We start from the raw sequence: 17,409 nt of genomic DNA, 5'->3' as shown, positions 1-17,409 counted from the left end.
GAAATATCCACCGTGCATCATCTTCTATAGTTGGCTATGATGTTGCGCTCATTTTTTATGGGTGTAACGGATGTTAATAAAGGAGAGCTACCTGTGGCCGATAACAATCTGTGGCATGAGACGCTACACGACCATTTTGGTCAGTATTTCAGCGTTGATAATGTGCTTTATCATGAGAAAACCGATCATCAGGATTTGATCATTTTCGAAAACGCCGCTTTTGGTCGGGTAATGGCTCTGGACGGCGTAGTACAAACTACCGAACGCGATGAGTTTATCTATCATGAGATGATGACGCATGTTCCTTTGATGGCCCATGGTCAGGCGAAACACGTGTTGATTATCGGCGGCGGCGACGGGGCCATGCTGCGCGAAGTATCCCGTCATCGTAATATCGAAACTATCACTATGGTTGAGATCGATGCTGGCGTGGTTTCGTTCTGTCGCCAGTATCTTCCAAATCACAACGCGGGCGCATACGACGATCCACGTTTTACCCTGGTCATTGACGACGGCGTCAATTTTGTAAACCAGACGAAGCAAACGTTTGACGTCATTATCTCCGATTGTACCGATCCGATTGGACCCGGTGAGAGCCTGTTCACTTCCGCATTTTATGAAGGCTGTAAACGCTGCCTGAATCCCGGCGGGATCTTCGTCGCCCAGAATGGCGTTTGCTTCTTGCAGCAGGATGAAGCTATTGGTAGCCACCGTAAGCTTAGCCATTACTTCAGTGACGTCAGCTTTTACCAGGCCGCTATCCCAACCTATTACGGCGGTATCATGACCTTCGCGTGGGCCACGGATAACGAAGCGCTACGCCATCTTTCCAGTGAAATCATCCAGGCTCGTTTCCATAAATCCGGTCTGAAGTGCCGTTATTACAATCCGGCGATCCACACTGCGGCATTCGCTTTGCCGCAATATCTGCTGGATGCACTGTCCACCGTTAAGTAAGGGGGTGATCTAAATTGAAAAAATTGAAGCTGCACGGCTTTAACAATCTGACCAAGAGCCTGAGTTTTTGTATTTACGATATCTGCTATGCAAAAACGGCGGAAGAGCGCGATGGCTATATTGCCTATATTGATGAGCTTTATAACGCCAATCGTCTGACTGAGATACTGTCAGAAACCTGCTCAATCATTGGCGCTAATATTCTGAACATCGCTCGCCAGGATTATGAACCGCAGGGTGCCAGCGTGACCATTCTGGTCAGCGAAGAACCGATTGACCCTCAGCTTATCGACCAAACTGAACACCCTGGCCCGCTACCGGAAACCGTCGTGGCCCATCTTGATAAAAGCCATATTTGCGTTCATACCTACCCGGAAAGCCATCCCGAGGGTGGATTATGTACCTTCCGTGCCGATATTGAAGTCTCAACCTGTGGCGTCATTTCTCCGCTTAAGGCTCTGAATTATCTGATTCACCAGCTAGAATCCGATATCGTCACCATTGATTATCGCGTTCGCGGCTTTACCCGCGATGTGAACGGTATGAAGCACTTCATCGATCATGAAATCAACTCTATTCAGAATTTCATGTCTGATGATATTAAATCCCTGTATGACATGGTGGACGTTAACGTTTACCAGGAAAATATCTTCCATACCAAAATGCTGCTTAAGGAGTTCGACCTTAAGCACTACATGTTCCATACCAGGCCGGAAGATTTAACGGAAGACGAGCGCAAGATTATTACCGACCAGCTTTGGAAAGAGATGCGCGAAATTTACTATGCCAGGAATATACCGGCGGTATAGCGACTGGCGGAGCACGGAGGCTCCACCAGACTCACTCAACGTTGCTGCATAAATTCACGATAGGCGGCAACGACCTGTAAAAAATCCTCGATGCCGCACAGAGAGAGGCTTTCTTCGTCGTAATAGCTCATTCCCTCTTCGATCTCATCACCAGAAAAGTCCAGCTGATTAGCACGAATCATGACTTCTTCACCATCCAGCCATAATGTGTACTCATGACCAGCACGCTGCCAGGAACGTTCACTGCCTTTAACGGTGCTTGCGGCCTGCTCCACCTCATCCAGCAGGGCAAGGTTATCTTTAACCTCTTCGTTGAACCAGTGGCCAATCGCCTCATGGTCCATCGACATTCGCACCTTTACCCCGCCGGTAATATCGCGCAGAAATTCGTAATCCATAGTCTTTTCCTCTGCAAGGGCAATGCGTCACCGCTGCACTGTACCCATAGAATCATTATCGCAGCAGTAAGAGAGAAAAAAAGCGTAGCGGATGGAGGGATTAGAAATAAAAATGCCCGGTGACGCAAAGTTCACCGGGCATTGAAGGGATTATGTACAACGCAGGCTTAGCGCATTACACCGCGGTCTGGAAAATAACCCCGTCAGCCTTCTCAGTGTACTGACCAAGCTGGTCGAAGTTCAGATAGCGGTAGGTATCCGCCGCCGTCTTATCCACCTGCGCAACGTAGGTCTGGTACTCTTCCGGCGTCGGCAGCTTACCGATAAGCGCCGCCACTGCCGCCAGCTCCGCAGAAGCCAGGAAGACGTTCGCACCGGTACCTAAACGGTTCGGGAAGTTACGGGTTGAAGTCGAGACGACCGTCGCACCGTCGGCTACACGCGCCTGGTTACCCATGCACAGCGAACAGCCCGGGATTTCGATGCGCGCACCGCTCTTACCAAACACGCTGTAGTAGCCTTCTTCGGTCAGCTGTGCGGCGTCCATACGGGTTGGCGGCGCCACCCACAGACGGGTTGGCAGCTGGCCTTTGTGGCTGTCCAGCAGCTTACCGGCGGCACGGAAGTGGCCGATGTTGGTCATGCAGGAACCGATAAACACTTCGTCGATCTTCTCGCCCTGCACATCGGACAGCAGACGCGCGTCGTCCGGATCGTTCGGCGCACACAGAATTGGCTCTTTGATATCCGCCAGATCGATGTCGATCACCGCTGCATACTCTGCATCCGCATCACCTTCCAGCAGTTGCGGATCCGCCAGCCATTTTTCCATGCCCTGAACGCGACGTTCCAGGGTACGGCGATCGCCGTAGCCTTCCGCGATCATCCACTTCAGCAGCACGATGTTGGAGGTCAGGTACTCAACGATCGGCTCTTTGTTCAGCTTGATGGTACAACCAGCAGCAGAACGCTCAGCGGAAGCATCGGTCAGCTCAAACGCCTGCTCAACCTTCAGATCCGGCAGACCTTCGATCTCCAGAATGCGGCCAGAGAAGATGTTTTTCTTACCTTTCTTCTCGACGGTCAGCAGGCCCTGTTTGATTGCATACAAAGGGATCGCATGGACCAGATCGCGCAGGGTGATACCCGGCTGCATTTTGCCTTTAAAGCGCACCAGCACGGATTCCGGCATATCCAGCGGCATCACGCCGGTCGCCGCGGCAAATGCCACAAGACCTGAACCCGCCGGGAAGGAGATACCAATCGGGAAACGGGTATGCGAGTCACCACCGGTACCGACGGTATCCGGCAGCAGCATACGGTTCAGCCAGGAGTGGATAACGCCATCGCCCGGACGCAGAGAAACCCCGCCACGGTTCATGATGAAGTCCGGCAGCGTGTGGTGAGTCGTGACGTCAACCGGTTTCGGATAAGCGGCAGTATGACAGAAGGACTGCATGACCAGGTCAGCGGAGAAGCCTAAGCACGCCAGATCTTTCAGTTCATCACGGGTCATTGGGCCGGTGGTGTCCTGAGAACCAACGGAAGTCATCTTCGGCTCGCAGTAAGCGCCCGGGCGGATACCCGCAACGCCGCAGGCGCGGCCCACCATTTTCTGCGCCAGAGAGTAGCCACGATTGCTTTCCGCCACGTCTTTCGCCTGACGGAATACATCGCTGTGCGGCAGACCCAGCGCTTCACGCGCTTTGGTCGTCAGACCACGACCGATAATCAGCGGAATACGACCACCAGCGCGCACTTCGTCAACCAACACATCGGTTTTCAGCTCAAAGTTAGCCAGCAGTTCGTTGGTTTCGTGGTTACGCACTTCGCCTTTGAACGGGTAAACGTCAATCACGTCACCCATGTTCAGTCTGTTCACGTCCACTTCAATCGGCAGCGCGCCCGCATCTTCCATGGTGTTGAAGAAGATAGGCGCAATTTTACCGCCGAGGCACAGACCGCCGCCGCGCTTGTTCGGCACGTTCGGGATGTCATCGCCCATAAACCACAGTACCGAGTTGGTGGCAGATTTACGGGAAGAACCGGTCCCCACCACGTCGCCAACGTAGGCCAGCGGAAAACCTTTCTGCTGCAACGCTTCGATCTGTTTGATCGGGCCAACAACGCCAGGCTGATCCGGGTCGATTCCTTCACGGGCGTTTTTCAGCATCGCCAGAGCGTGCAGCGGGATATCCGGGCGGGACCAGGCATCAGGGGCCGGAGACAGGTCATCGGTGTTGGTTTCACCGGTGACTTTAAAAACGGTAACGGTGATTTTATCCGCCAGCTGCGGACGGTTCAGGAACCATTCAGCATCGGCCCAGGATTGCATCACCTGTTTGGCATATTCATTGCCCGCTTTAGCTTTCTCTTCTACGTCGTAGAAATTATCGAACATCAGCAGAGTATGAGACAGCGCTTTAGCGGCAATTGGTGCCAGCTTTGCGTCGTCCAGCGCGTCAATCAGCGGATGGATGTTGTATCCGCCCTGCATGGTGCCCAGCAGTTCGATGGCTTTTTCAGGGGTAACCAGTGGGGAAGTCGCTTCGCCTTTGGCGATTGCGGCAAGGAATCCGGCTTTAACATAGGCGGCTTCATCGACGCCCGGCGGTACGCGGTTAATTAACAGGTCTGACAGGAATTCTTCTTCACCCGCAGGCGGGTTTTTCAGCAGTTCTACCAGCGCGGCCATTTGGGTTGCATCTAAGGGTTTCGGTACAATCCCCTCGGCGGCACGCTCAGCTACGTGCTTACGGTATTCTTCTAGCACGACGGTTCTCCTCGCTCTCATTGTAAAATGCGGTAGGCGATTCTCTTCACGCTCCTGTGAGACAGCAGTTTGTAGGGTAAATGCCCGATACCGCGTCGGCAGCATAGCAGGATTTTGGGGAGGTGTTAATCTGTTTACAAAAAAGCAACATTAAAAATTAGCTGAATCGTTAAGGGCAGAATATTGCAGGTTTTCTGTCAGTTTAGCGGAACATAAAATTAATTCTGTTACACATAACTGGCCAAAATCCCAACAAAAATCAAAAACGCAAATACGCTCTGCTTATACTCAGGCAATCCCCCGCTTTTCGACAATACTCTGTCAAAACGGGCCAATTTCTGTGCCGGGAGTTCTTATGACACTGCCTTTCAAACCCCATGTGCTCGCACTGCTTTGCAGCGCCGGGTTATTAGCCGCTGCTGGTACGCTTTATGTTAAAAGTCGGGAGCCGCAAACCGTCCCCGAGCCCCCTGCCGTTGCGCAGACCACACCAGAACAAGCTGCCGCTCAGCCGGTCACCACGACCTATACTCCGGCGCAAATTGACCAGTGGGTCGCGCCAATCGCGCTCTATCCAGACAATCTGCTGTCACAGGTGCTGATGGCCTCCACTTACCCGAACAACGTTATCCAGGCGGTGCAGTGGTCGCAGGATCACCCCTCCATGAAAGGGGATGCGGCGGTACAGACGGTGGCAAACCAGCCCTGGGATCCCAGCGTAAAATCTCTGGTCGCCTTCCCTTCGCTGTTAGCGATGATGGGAGAAAATCCGCCATGGGTAGAAAGTCTGGGTAACGCGTTTCTTGCCCAGCCGCAGGATGTAATGGACTCGGTACAGCGCCTGCGCGCCATCGCGCAGCAGACCGGAACGTTGAAATCGACACCGCAGCAGAAGGTCAGTACCAGCCTGAAAAATGTGCCTCCACCGCACGCCCAAACTAAGAATGGGGTAACGGTCGTTTCGACGGCTCCACCGGATCCGACGGTAATAAAAATTGAATCTGCCGACCCTCAAGTTGTCTATGTTCCCAATTACAACCCCTCTGTTGTTTATGGCACCTGGCCTGACACTGCGTATCCACCCGTCTATTTACCACCGCCTCCCGGAGAGCAGTTCGCCGATAGTTTCGTCAAAGGCTTTGGCTATAGTCTCGGCGTTGCCACAACTTACGCGTTGTTTAGCAGCATCGATTGGGATGATGACGATCACCATCATGACGATGACGATCACCACCACGATGATGATCATCACGGCGGCTACTCGCATAACGGCGATAACATTAATATCAATGTAAACAATTTCAATCATATAACGGGCCAAAACCTGCCGGGAAATCACACCAACTGGCAGCATAACCCGGCCTGGCGCGGCAATATTCCGTACCCGAACAATAACACCGCACAGCAGTTCCATCAGACCAATGTTCCCGGCGGGCTAAGCGCGACCCAACATCAGCCGGTCGACCGTAATGCGCAACGTCAGGCAGCGATGACGCAACTGCAACAACGAACCGGGTCTGCAACAACAGCAGGTAATCCACCTGCGCATGCGCCTTCCCGCGATGCCCAGCGCCAGGCAGCATCCCAGCAACTGCACCAGGTAGCCCAGCGCAATAACTACCGCGGCTATGACTCAACTCCGACGGTAAAAAATAACGCGACTCAACAACAGCGCCATGACGCGGTAAAAAACCAGCTTCAACATCCAACAGCCCAACAACAGCAGCACAGGGAAACGGTTAAAACGCAGATTCAGCATCCCTCGGCGCAACAGCAGCAACGCCGCGAGCAGTTTCAGACAGCAGCGCCTGAACAGAGCCAGCAGAAGTTAAATAACCTCCGCGCCAACGCCCTGAGCGGTAACGATAGTCGCGCCCCCTCATGGCAGTCACAGCAGGAGCGAGGGTTAGAGAGTCGTCATATATCGGGCTTAAATAGCGAGCAGCGTGGCGCAGCCAGAGAACATCTTTCTGAACACCGTGAACTGCGTCGCCGCTGAGGATAATCAGATGAAAAAACTTTTAAAAATAACGCTGCTGGCGCTGGCGATATCCCCGATCATGACGCTGGCGCAGCAACAGTTTTCTACACCGGAACAGGCCGCTGGCGCGCTGGCGGAGGCCATCAACCATCACGATGAATCAGCGCTGGATACGCTGCTCGGCGATAACTGGTCGCAGTTTTTACCACCGGATGGCATTGACCCGGACGCGGTCGAACGCTTTCAGCGCGACTGGAAGATCGGGCATCGCATCGTTCAGCAAGAGAATAACGCCTGGCTGGAGGTGGGCCAGGAAGGGTGGCGGTTACCGATTCCCATCATCAAGGATAACAACGACTGGCGTTTTGATATGGCCGCGGCTGAAGATGAGATCCTCACCCGCGCGATCGGTCGCAATGAACTCTCAGCTATTCAGGCGATGCATGCTTACGTCGACGCCCAGCAAGACTTTTATCAGTTAAACCACGCCTGGGCGCAAAAAATCATCAGCAGCGATGGTAAGAAAGATGGCCTCTACTGGCCCGTTGCTCCGGGAGAAGCACCCAGTCCATTAGGGCCAGCCTTTAGCCCGGCAGAACCCGGAGAGGGCTATCACGGCTATCGTTTTCGTATTATTAAAGATGGCGAGAGTCAGGGCGTTGCTCTGCTGGCGTGGCCCGTTGAATGGGGGAAAACCGGCATCATGAGCTTTATGATCAACCAAAATGATGAGGTTTATCAGGCTAATTTAGGTGATGAGACGCAGAGCAAGGCGCAGGTAATTTCTCAGTTTTCGCCTGATTCAAACTGGCAGGCCATCAATCAATAAAAAATGCCCGGTGCGCTCGCGATTGCGCCGCCGGGCAGTATCACCACTTCAATTTAGCCCTGATGAGGCATCAGCGACGGATCGCCCGCAAAAGCCGGTTTAGAACTGGTCAACGCCGCTTCATCGGAGCTGATGCTACCGGAATTCGCCGCCCACACCCCTTCGCTGGTCTTCGTAACCTGCTGATGCTGCATATTCAGATCCTGGCCCATTGCCGCAATATGGGTGCTTTCGGTACCGCCGCTGTTATCAGCCCAGGGAATGGAGGCATCAGCAGCGCAGGCCATACCAGAAACCAAAGTCGCAGCCAGCAGCGTCGTCGTTAATAATCTTTTCATCACACACCTCGCATATAGTTAACTACCTATAAGTTTACATGGTGATTATTTTTAAAGTATTAATAAGGCATGCAATTTTATTAACAGCGACACAGTTGTAAACATCAACCATAAAAAAAGCGGCTCACAGAGCCGCTTATCGATTTTGCCTGAAAGAAAAACTTACTTTTTCTTCGCTTTCGCGTTCGGCAGGTCGGTGATGCTACCTTCGAAGACTTCTGCCGCCAGGCCAACGGACTCATGCAGAGTCGGGTGAGCGTGGATGGTCAGCGCGATGTCTTCAGCATCGCAGCCCATTTCGATCGCCAGACCGATTTCACCCAGCAGCTCGCCGCCGTTGGTACCGACAATCGCCCCGCCGATTACGCGGTGAGATTCTTTGTCGAAAATCAGTTTGGTCATACCATCAGCGCAGTCGGAAGCGATAGCACGGCCAGAAGCAGCCCACGGGAAGGTGGCGGTTTCATAGCTGATGCCTTTCTCTTTCGCTTCTTTCTCAGTCAGGCCAACCCAAGCAACTTCCGGCTCGGTGTACGCGATGGACGGAATCACTTTCGGGTCGAAGTAGTGCTTCATGCCGGCAATAACTTCAGCGGCAACGTGGCCTTCGTGAACGCCTTTGTGCGCCAGCATCGGCTGACCGACGATATCGCCGATAGCAAAGATGTGCGGAACGTTGGTGCGCAGCTGTTTGTCAACGCGGATGAAGCCACGCTCGTCCACTTCAACGCCAGCTTGACCAGCATCGAGGTTTTTACCGTTCGGCACGCGACCGATAGCCACCAGCACTGCGTCGTAGCGCTGCGCTTCGGCAGGCGCTTTTTTGCCTTCCATGGAAACGTAGATACCGTCTTCTTTCGCTTCAACGGCGGTCACTTTAGTTTCCAGCATCAGATTGAATTTCTTGCTGATGCGCTTGGTGAAGACTTTCACTACATCTTTGTCAGCAGCCGGGATAACCTGGTCGAACATTTCAACCACGTCAATCTCTGAACCCAGCGCATGGTATACGGTACCCATTTCCAGACCGATGATACCGCCGCCCATTACCAGCAGACGTTTTGGTACGGTTTTCAGCTCCAGCGCATCGGTGGAATCCCATACGCGCGGATCTTCATGCGGAATGAACGGCAGTTCGATCGGACGGGAACCCGCCGCGATGATAGCGTTGTCGAAGTTGATCACGGTTTTGCCGTTCTCGCCTTCAACTTCCAGAGTGTTAGCGCCGGTAAATTTACCCAGACCGTTAACCACCTTCACTTTACGCCCTTTGGCCATGCCAGCCAGACCACCGGTCAGCTGATTGATGACTTTTTCTTTCCAGGTGCGGATCTTGTCAATGTCAGTTTTCGGCTCACCGAAAACGATGCCGTGTTCGGCCAGCGCTTTCGCTTCTTCGATAACTTTTGCAACGTGCAGCAGTGCTTTAGAAGGGATACAGCCGACGTTCAGGCAAACACCGCCCAGGGTGCTGTAACGTTCGACGATAACGGTTTCCAGACCTAAGTCAGCGCAACGGAAGGCAGCAGAATAACCTGCGGGGCCTGCCCCAAGTACCACGACCTGAGTTTTGATTTCAGTACTCATCATGACCTCTGTAATTTGTATCCGGCGGGTCTGACGCTATTGTTTTTACGCCCATGTCCACCGGGACGTTCTATCCGCGAGCATTTTACAAAATTGTTAACAATTTTGAAACAACAAACGGCAAACGATTTTGTCCTTTATTGCTGGTAACTTCAAAACGCAGAAGAGATTACCAGAAAAAAGCCGGCCGTCAGGCCGGCTTTTTACTTACATCACCAGGCGGCGAATATCGCTCAACATGTTGTTGATGATGGTAATGAAGCGCGCACCATCAGCACCATCGATAACGCGGTGGTCGAAGGACAGAGAGATAGGCATCATCAGACGCGGAACAAACTCTTTACCATTCCACACCGGCTCCATCGCGGATTTAGACACCCCGAGGATGGCCACTTCCGGCGCGTTCACAATCGGTGCGAAATGGGTGGTACCCAGGCCGCCGATGCTGGAGATAGTGAAGCAACCGCCCTGCATTTCGCCAGCCGTCAGCTTACCATCACGCGCTTTCTTGGAGATCACGGTCAGTTCACGAGACAGCTCGGTAATGCTCTTCTTGTTCACATCTTTAAAGACCGGAACCACCAGACCATTTGGCGTATCAACCGCGACACCGATGTTGATGTATTTCTTCAGCGTCAGACGCTGTGCGTCTTCAGACAGCGAGCTGTTGAAGCGCGGCATCTGCTCAAGCGCAGCGGCAACGGCTTTCATGATGAAGACAACCGGGGTGAATTTCACATCCAGTTTGCGCTTCTCAGCTTCGGCGTTCTGCTGTTTACGGAACGCTTCCAGATCGGTGATATCAGTTTTATCGAAGTGCGTAACGTGCGGGATCATCACCCAGTTACGGCTCAGGTTAGCACCAGAGATTTTCTGAATGCGGCCCAGTTCAACTTCTTCAACTTCGCCAAACTTGCTGAAGTCCACTTTCGGCCACGGCAGCATGCCTGGGATACCGCCACCGGCGGCAGCCGCAGGTGCTGCTTCAGCGCGTTTAACCGCTTCTTTCACGTAAGCCTGAACGTCTTCGCGCAGGATACGGCCTTTGCGACCCGAACCCTTCACTTTCGCCAGGTTAACGCCGAATTCGCGCGCCAGGCGACGAATCAACGGAGTCGCGTGAACGTAAGCGTCGTTTTCAGCAAACTCAGATTTGCCTTCCGCTTTTGCAGCAGGGGCCGCAGCCGGTTTAGCGGCCTGAGCTGGTGCAGCAGGGGCAGGAGCGGCAGCCGGAGCCGCGGCAGGCGCTGCGCCTTCCACTTCGAAGACCATAATCAGGGAGCCGGTAGACACTTTGTCGCCAGTGTTGATTTTGATCTCTTTTACGGTACCTGCAAACGGTGCCGGAACTTCCATCGAAGCTTTGTCGCCTTCAACGGTGATCAGTGACTGCTCAGCGGCAATTTTATCGCCCACTTTCACCATCACTTCGGTCACTTCAACTTCGTCGCCGCCAATATCCGGTACGTGAACTTCTTTAGAACCGGAAGCTGCCGGTGCCGCCGCAGCCGGAGCTGCTGCTTGAGCCGGAGCCGCAGCAGGTGCAGCACCCGCCACTTCGAAGATCATGATCAGAGAACCGGTAGAGACTTTGTCGCCGGTGCTGATTTTAATCTCTTTCACGGTTCCCGCGAACGGAGCCGGCACTTCCATAGAGGCTTTGTCGCCCTCTACGGTGATCAGAGATTGCTCTGCCGCGATGGTGTCGCCCACTTTAACCATAATCTCAGTGACTTCAACTTCATCACCGCCGATATCCGGTACGTAAACTTCTTTCGCGCTCGCGGCTGCAGGTGCTGCGGCGGCCGGAGCGGCTTCTTTCTTCTCTTCCTGCGCAGGTGCAGCGGCTGCTGCACCATCGGCGGAATCGAAAATCATGATCAGTTTACCGGTCTCGGTCTTGTCGCCAACAGAGACTTTAATCTCTTTAACAACGCCAGCCTGAGGAGACGGGACTTCCATAGAGGCTTTGTCGCCTTCTACGGTGATCAGCGACTGTTCAGCTTCAACTTTGTCGCCCACTTTGACCAGAATCTCGGTGATTTCAACTTCATCAGCCCCGATGTCCGGTACTTTGATTTCGATAGCCATTATTCTTTTACCTCTTACGCCAGACGCGGGTTAACTTTATCTGCATCGATGTTGAATTTGGTGATAGCTTCCGCAACCACTTTCTTATCGATTTCGCCACGTTTAGCCAGTTCGCCCAGCGCTGCTACCACCACGTAGGAAGCGTCAACTTCGAAGTGGTGACGCAGGTTTTCACGGCTGTCAGAGCGGCCGAAGCCATCAGTACCCAGTACACGGTAATCATCAGCCGGTACGTAAGTACGAACCTGCTCAGCGAACAGTTTCATATAGTCAGTAGATGCGACTGCCGGAGCGTCGTTCATCACCTGGGCGATGTACGGAACGCGCGGAGTTTCCAGCGGGTGCAGCATGTTCCAGCGCTCGCAATCCTGGCCATCGCGCGCCAGTTCGGTGAAGGAGGTGACGCTATACACGTCAGAACCTACGCCGTAGTCGTTCGCCAGAATCTGCGCTGCTTCACGGACGTGACGCAGGATAGAGCCGGAGCCCAGCAGCTGAACTTTACCTTTGCTACCCTCAACGGTTTCGAGTTTGTAGATACCTTTACGGATACCTTCCTCAGCACCTGCAGGCATTGCCGGCATATGGTAGTTTTCGTTCAGCGTGGTGATGTAGTAGTAAACGTTCTCTTGCGCTTCACCGTACATGCGAACCAGACCGTCATGCATGATGACCGCAACTTCGTACGCATAAGACGGATCGTAAGAGATACAGTTCGGGATAGTCAGAGACTGAATATGGCTGTGGCCATCTTCGTGCTGCAGACCTTCGCCGTTCAGCGTTGTACGACCGGAAGTACCGCCAATCAGGAAGCCGCGAGCCTGCTGGTCGCCAGCCTGCCAGCACAGGTCGCCGATACGCTGGAACCCGAACATGGAATAGTAGATGTAGAACGGGATCATCGGCAGGTTGTTGGTGCTGTAAGAGGTCGCAGCAGCCAGCCAGGATGCGCCGGCACCCAGTTCGTTGATCCCTTCCTGCAGAATCTGGCCTTTCTCGTCTTCTTTATAGTAGGCAACCTGCTCACGGTCCTGCGGGGTGTACTGCTGGCCGTTCGGGCTGTAAATACCAATCTGACGGAACAGACCTTCCATACCAAAGGTACGCGCTTCATCGGCGATGATCGGCACAAGGCGGTCTTTGATGGATTTGTTCTTCAGCATCACGTTCAGGGCACGAACGAACGCGATAGTGGTAGAGATCTCTTTGTTCTGCTCTTCCAGCAGCGGGCCGAAATCTTCCAGGGTCGGCAGCTCCAGCTTCTCAGAGAAGTGGGTCTGACGGCTCGGCAGATAGCCGTGCAGTTTCTGACGCTGAGCGTGCAGATAGGTGTGCTCTTCGGAACCTTCCGGGAAGGTCAGGTAAGACAGGTTTTCAACCTGCTCATCGGTGACAGGCACATTGAAACGGTCGCGAATGTGGCGCACGCCGTCCATGTTCATTTTCTTAACCTGGTGAGCGATGTTTTTACCTTCAGCGGTGTCACCCATGCCGTAACCTTTAATGGTATGGGCGAGGATTACGGTGGCTTTGCCTTTGGTTTCCTGCGCTTTTTTCAGTGCAGCATAGACTTTCTTCGGATCGTGACCGCCGCGGTTCAGGGCCCAGATCTGCTCGTCAGTCCAGTCGGCAACCAGCGCTGCGGTTTCCGGATATTTACCGAAGAAGTGCTCACGCACGTAAGCGCCATCTTTGGATTTGAAGGTCTGGTAGTCACCGTCAACGGTTTCTTCCATCAGCTGGATCAGTTTACCGCTGGTGTCTTTACGCAGCAGTTCATCCCAACGACCGCCCCAGATAACCTTGATAACGTTCCAGCCAGCACCGCCAAAGATGCCTTCCAGTTCGTTAATGATTTTGCCATTACCGGTAACCGGGCCATCAAGACGCTGCAGGTTACAGTTGATAACGAAGACCAGGTTGTCCAGTTTCTCACGAGTGGCGATAGTAATCGCGCCTTTGGATTCCGGCTCATCCATCTCACCGTCGCCCAGGAAAGCGTAAACGGTTTGTTTGGAGGTGTCTTTCAGACCACGGTGCTCCAGATATTTCAGGAATTTAGCCTGATAAATCGCGCCGATCGGGCCCAGACCCATGGAAACAGTCGGGAACTGCCAGAATTCCGGCATCAGTTTCGGGTGCGGATAAGAGGACAGACCTTTACCGTGAACTTCCTGACGGAAGTTGTTCATCTGCTCTTCAGTCAGACGACCTTCCAGGAATGCACGCGCATAGACGCCCGGAGAGATATGGCCCTGGAAGTAAACCAGGTCGCCACCATCCTGCTCGTTGCGGGCGCGGAAGAAGTGGTTAAAGCACACTTCGTAGAAGGTTGCGGAAGACTGGAAGGAAGCCATGTGGCCGCCCAGTTCGAGATCTTTTTTCGATGCGCGCAGAACGGTCATGATGGCGTTCCAGCGGATCGCAGAACGGATACGGCGTTCCAGATCCAGATTACCCGGGTATTCCGGCTCATCTTCAACGGCAATAGTGTTTACGTAACCGCCAGTCGATGCGCCAGCAGCCACTTTCACCCCGCCTTTGCGGGCTTCAGAAAGGAGTTGGTCAATCAGATACTGAGCGCGCTCAACACCTTCTTCACGGATGACCGATTCGATCGCTTGTAGCCAGTCGCGAGTTTCGATCGGATCCACGTCATTGGGTAAACGTTCTGACATGGGGGGTATTCCTTATCTATCTAATCGTTGATTAATCTGGAACCTGTCCCATTGAATTCTCGTCAGAGAATGCAATAAGACAGGTTCTGCGTTTAGTTGCCGCGCTCTAAAAATGGCGCTTAAGAACCGGAGTTCTCATCTTTTCGTTGCTGTAAACGACGCAATGAGCGTTCACGACGGCTCTGCTCACGACTACGATCCAGCAAAATTTCCTCAATGAACGCCAGGTGACGATGCGAGGCTTCACGCGCCTGCTCCGGCTCCCCGGCGATTATCGCCTCGAAAATCCGAGTACGATGATTGCTGACCTGCGGGAGCATCTCCCGGCGGGCGTACAACAATTCAAAATTCTGACGAACGTTCTGGGCCAGCATCGGCTCCATACAGCGTAGTAGATGGAGCAGCACCACATTGTGCGCCGCTTCGGTGACGGCTATTTGATACTGGACGACGGCATCGGATTCGGCGTCAAGGTCGCCGGACTGCTGAGCCCGCTCAATGGCCTGATGCAGTTCGCGAATGCGTTCGCGATCTTCATCGTTGCTGCGCAGCGCTGCGTAATAAGCCGCAATGCCTTCAAGCGCGTGGCGGGTTTCCAGCAGGTCAAATTGGGATTCAGGGTGGTCAGACAGTAGCTCAACCAGCGGATCGCTGAAGCTCTGCCATAAGCGGCTTTGTACAAACGTTCCACCACCCTGCCGACGAAGCAACAAACCCTTAGCTTCGAGGCGTTGAATCGCCTCACGTAGCGAGGGACGGGAAACGTCGAACTGTTTTGCCAGTTCACGTTCAGGCGGGAGTTTTTCACCAGGGCGCAACGTCCCCTCAAGGATTAAAAACTCCAGCTGCTGCTCTATCACATCGGATAGTTTTGGTTGGCGGATCTTGCTGTAGGCCATATTCCCTGTCTCTGCCATTAGCCCGGAGTCAATTGGTCTTACCAATTCATAATTCGTATCGCTAAAGTAACAAAGTATTCACCTTCTGTCCATACAGGTTTTGATTGAAATCATTAAACCAGGCACGTTTTAACAACCTTACAGAAATAACATTTCAAAAATGTAACTTTGCACAAATGTTGTGTTTACCCAGAAAGAGGTAGCGTTAACTTAATCGAAACGAAATACTACGCTATCTGAACCGATTCAACTCACCTATTAATGAATAAAAATTCATTTAATATGCATAGAATTAAAATAAGAGGTAGGAACTGACTATCAGGCCGTGATTTACAAATGGTTTCTTTTTGCTCGCTTCGTCATCATCCCTTCATAAAGCAGGTGCATTCACCAGCGCTTATCACTATTCTCCATGATACGAAAGGCCTTTTCATGAATTACCACCCTGCCTTGCGTAAAGAAATGAGTACATAAACGGAATTTCATAATTACACAAACACAACAATATGTGCGCTGCATCACTCGGGACAAAACGGACCGCAGGCTCACTGAAATTTCGCTGACTATGCTATCAGGCAGGGACGGACAGCGAAGAAGTCACCTGAAGGATGACGCGTACAAACATAATAACCATAACCACACACGAGGTTTCATGATGGAAGGTCAACAGCATGGCGATCGGCTAAAGCGCGGTCTTAAAAACCGCCATATTCAGCTTATTGCGCTGGGAGGCGCTATCGGTACCGGTTTGTTTCTGGGTAGTGCATCCGTCATCCAAAATGCCGGCCCTGGTATTATTCTGGGCTACGCCATTGCCGGTTTCATCGCATTCCTGATCATGCGTCAGCTGGGCGAGATGGTAGTAGAGGAGCCAGTGGCAGGTTCATTTAGCCACTTTGCTTACAAATACTGGGGCGGTTTTGCAGGCTTCGCCTCCGGCTGGAACTACTGGGTACTTTACGTTCTGGTGGCCATGGCCGAGCTGACCGCCGTCGGGAAATACGTTCAGTTCTGGTGGCCGGAAATCCCCACCTGGGTTTCTGCGGCTATTTTCTTTATCGCTATCAACGCCATCAACCTGACCAACGTCAAAGTGTTTGGCGAGATGGAATTCTGGTTCGCTATCATCAAAGTTGTCGCCGTTGTGGCGATGATTCTGTTCGGCGGCTGGCTGCTGTTCAGCGGCAACGGCGGCCCGCAGGCCACCGTACGTAACCTGTGGGAGCAAGGCGGATTCCTGCCGCACGGCTTCACCGGGCTGGTGATGATGATGGCAATTATCATGTTCTCGTTTGGCGGCCTCGAGCTGGTAGGTATCACTGCAGCAGAAGCGGACAACCCAGAGCAAAGCATCCCTAAGGCCACCAACCAGGTTATCTATCGCATCCTGATTTTCTATGTGGGCTCACTGGCCGTTCTGCTTTCCCTGCTGCCGTGGAGCCGCGTGACCGCCGATACCAGCCCGTTCGTCCTGATCTTCCATGAACTGGGCGATACCTTTGTCGCCAATGCTCTGAACATCGTGGTACTGACCGCCGCGCTCTCCGTTTACAACAGCTGCGTTTACTGCAACAGCCGGATGCTGTTCGGCCTGGCTCAGCAGGGTAATGCGCCAAAAGCGCTGATGAGCGTCGATAAACGCGGCGTGCCGGTTAATACGATCATGGTTTCCGCACTGGTTACCGCTCTATGCGTACTGATTAACTACTTCGCGCCGGAGTCCGCATTTGGTCTGCTGATGGCGTTGGTCGTTTCGGCCCTGGTCATTAACTGGGCGATGATTAGCCTGGCACACATCAAATTCCGTCGCGCTAAGCAGCAGCAGGGGGTAGTCACCCGCTTCCCGGCGCTGTTTTATCCGCTAGGAAATTGGATCTGCCTGCTGTTTATGGTTGGGGTGCTGGTTATCATGCTGATTACCCCAGGCATGGCGATTTCCGTCTACCTGATTCCGGTATGGATTGCCGTTCTCGGCGTCGGCTATCTGTTTAAGCAGAAAACGGCCAGCGCGATAAAAGCATAATCATACATCTCAAAAATCTGTGCCCGCTCGCAATTTGCGGGCACAG

Annotated in this window: 12 protein-coding genes; 5 read left to right on the top strand and 7 right to left on the bottom strand. The window is 53.0% G+C overall.

Annotated features, from left to right (window positions below; all coding sequences use genetic code 11):
• Nucleotides 1-93: 93 nt before the first annotated feature.
• Together speE and speD are read left to right on the top strand one after the other, a co-directional pair.
• A complete protein-coding gene (gene speE / locus FN082_RS06925) occupies nt 94-957 on the top strand; it encodes a polyamine aminopropyltransferase (RefSeq protein WP_139536992.1) in 864 nt (287 codons plus the stop codon).
• 14 nt (nt 958-971) lie between these two features.
• A complete protein-coding gene (gene speD, locus FN082_RS06920) occupies nt 972-1,766 on the top strand; it encodes an adenosylmethionine decarboxylase (protein ID WP_139536991.1) in 795 nt (264 codons plus the stop codon).
• 35 nt (nt 1,767-1,801) lie between these two features.
• Here speD and yacL read toward each other — a convergent pair whose 3' ends face one another.
• Nucleotides 1,802-2,164 carry a protein YacL gene (gene yacL / locus FN082_RS06915; RefSeq protein WP_139536990.1) on the bottom strand — a complete coding sequence of 121 codons (363 nt, stop codon included), beginning with the start codon at nt 2,162-2,164 and terminating at the stop codon, nt 1,802-1,804.
• 175 nt (nt 2,165-2,339) lie between these two features.
• Nucleotides 2,340-4,937, bottom strand: coding sequence for a bifunctional aconitate hydratase 2/2-methylisocitrate dehydratase (gene acnB / locus FN082_RS06910; RefSeq protein ID WP_142981344.1), 2,598 nt, complete (start codon nt 4,935-4,937; stop codon nt 2,340-2,342).
• A gap of 355 nt (nt 4,938-5,292) precedes the next feature.
• Here acnB and FN082_RS06905 point away from each other — a divergent pair, with 355 nt between their 5' ends.
• Complete coding sequence (locus FN082_RS06905; protein ID WP_142981343.1) at nt 5,293-6,936, top strand: DUF3300 domain-containing protein; 1,644 nt, start codon at nt 5,293-5,295, stop codon at nt 6,934-6,936.
• Between the two features lie 10 nt (nt 6,937-6,946).
• Nucleotides 6,947-7,747, top strand: coding sequence for a DUF2950 family protein (locus FN082_RS06900; protein ID WP_142981342.1), 801 nt, complete (start codon nt 6,947-6,949; stop codon nt 7,745-7,747).
• A gap of 53 nt (nt 7,748-7,800) precedes the next feature.
• Here the strand turns inward: FN082_RS06900 and FN082_RS06895 are convergent, their stop codons facing one another.
• The 5 genes from FN082_RS06895 to pdhR form a co-directional block, all read right to left on the bottom strand.
• Nucleotides 7,801-8,085, bottom strand: a complete 285-nt coding sequence (locus tag FN082_RS06895) for a hypothetical protein (protein WP_139536986.1) — start codon at nt 8,083-8,085, stop codon at nt 7,801-7,803.
• A gap of 162 nt (nt 8,086-8,247) precedes the next feature.
• Nucleotides 8,248-9,672: a dihydrolipoyl dehydrogenase gene (gene lpdA, locus FN082_RS06890; protein ID WP_139536985.1), complete on the bottom strand. Its 1,425-nt coding sequence runs from the start codon at nt 9,670-9,672 to the stop codon at nt 8,248-8,250.
• Nucleotides 9,673-9,879: 207 nt separating this feature from the next.
• Nucleotides 9,880-11,763, bottom strand: coding sequence for a pyruvate dehydrogenase complex dihydrolipoyllysine-residue acetyltransferase (aceF, locus tag FN082_RS06885; RefSeq protein ID WP_142981341.1), 1,884 nt, complete (start codon nt 11,761-11,763; stop codon nt 9,880-9,882).
• Nucleotides 11,764-11,777: 14 nt separating this feature from the next.
• Entirely contained in the window at nt 11,778-14,441 is a 2,664-nt protein-coding gene (aceE, locus tag FN082_RS06880; protein WP_139536983.1) for a pyruvate dehydrogenase (acetyl-transferring), homodimeric type, read from the bottom strand.
• 119 nt (nt 14,442-14,560) lie between these two features.
• The gene (gene pdhR, locus FN082_RS06875; RefSeq protein WP_004098632.1) at nt 14,561-15,340 is read right to left on the bottom strand and encodes a pyruvate dehydrogenase complex transcriptional repressor PdhR; all 780 of its coding nucleotides are present in this window, start codon (nt 15,338-15,340) and stop codon (nt 14,561-14,563) included.
• A 652-nt stretch (nt 15,341-15,992) separates the two neighbouring features.
• On the opposite strand from pdhR, the gene aroP reads away from it, so the two are divergent.
• Entirely contained in the window at nt 15,993-17,363 is a 1,371-nt protein-coding gene (gene aroP / locus FN082_RS06870; RefSeq protein ID WP_180349507.1) for an aromatic amino acid transporter AroP, read from the top strand.
• Nucleotides 17,364-17,409: the final 46 nt, after the last annotated feature.

It is taken from the genome of Klebsiella spallanzanii (assembly GCF_902158555.1).
Taxonomy (GTDB): domain Bacteria; phylum Pseudomonadota; class Gammaproteobacteria; order Enterobacterales; family Enterobacteriaceae; genus Klebsiella; species Klebsiella spallanzanii.
This window is presented reverse-complemented; position numbering and strand designations above follow the sequence as displayed.